Source organism: Nonomuraea rosea (assembly GCF_039539705.1).
Lineage (GTDB): Bacteria > Actinomycetota > Actinomycetes > Streptosporangiales > Streptosporangiaceae > Nonomuraea > Nonomuraea rosea.
Genome location: NZ_BAABDQ010000135.1, coordinates 1 through 926 on the forward strand (window position 1 = coordinate 1; position 926 = coordinate 926).

Genomic DNA, 926 nt, shown 5'->3' on the forward strand with positions numbered 1-926 from the left:
GCCTGAATGGTCTTCTTGGTCTTGTTGTACTCGCGAACTTCCAGGAAGCCGCCGAGGCCGTCAGACGGTCGGCGGGCCTTGTGCGCGAGCTCCTGCATGTCCTGGGAGGCCTCTCCCATTCGCACGCTCAGCCCCGCAGCGTGGGCATGCTCCTTCCAGGTACTCACCACGCCAGCCGCGATCACAGCGTCAAAGTCGCCGTCATTCACAGCATCACTGCGCTTCCCGGTGCCGAACTCGTCGCGCACCACTTCCGGCATGTACCAGCCAGAGCGGCGGCGTCGTCGCCACTGGATGAAGCGGAGCACTGCCCAGACGATGGTCAGCCAGATTGCGCCGTAGAGCACGGTGCGATCGAACAGGCCGATCAGAAGCAGCACAGCCAGGATGATCTTGAAGCGGTGGCCCCACAGGATGCTGGCCATCTGGGGCCAGTACTTGCGCGCTACGCGCGTGAAGGGGAACAGCAGGCCGAGCAGAACCAGGCCGATGATGAGCGCGATCATGACTTGAACCTCCGTGGGTAGACCTACGGCCCGACGAGCGCTAGTTCTCGACGGGCCGTAGGGATCAGATAGTCAGTTCTTGCTGGACTCGGATGCCGCAGCCGGGGATGCCGATCCCGAGGCCGACAGACCGGAGGCGCGCCAGGCTTCCCGGCCCTGGCCCTTGCTGACGAAGAAGTCGACCGACAGCCCGTCGAAGGGCACAGGGGCGTAGGCCTTGATGGACGGCTCACTCGCGTGCGGGACACGGACGCTGACGGACTCGGTGACGGACTTGCCGAACTTGTCGACGGAGCGCAGGCACTCGACTTCCCACATGGGAATGCCCTTGTCGTTCACCTCCTGCACATCACCAGGCCGGCGCTTGCCATCTGCGGTCTCGATCCACTCGAGGACGGGATTGACGTTGCCGGTGCCCAT

Annotated in this window: 2 protein-coding genes; both read right to left on the bottom strand. The window is 64.3% G+C overall.

Annotated elements, in window-relative coordinates:
- Window positions 1–506 (bottom strand): hypothetical protein (locus ABEA43_RS67755; protein WP_345581569.1); only part of this gene is annotated, 506 nt, incomplete at its 3' end.
- 72 nt (window positions 507–578) lie between these two features.
- Window positions 579–926: hypothetical protein (locus ABEA43_RS67760; protein WP_345581572.1), on the bottom strand; the 348-nt coding region annotated here is incomplete at its 5' end.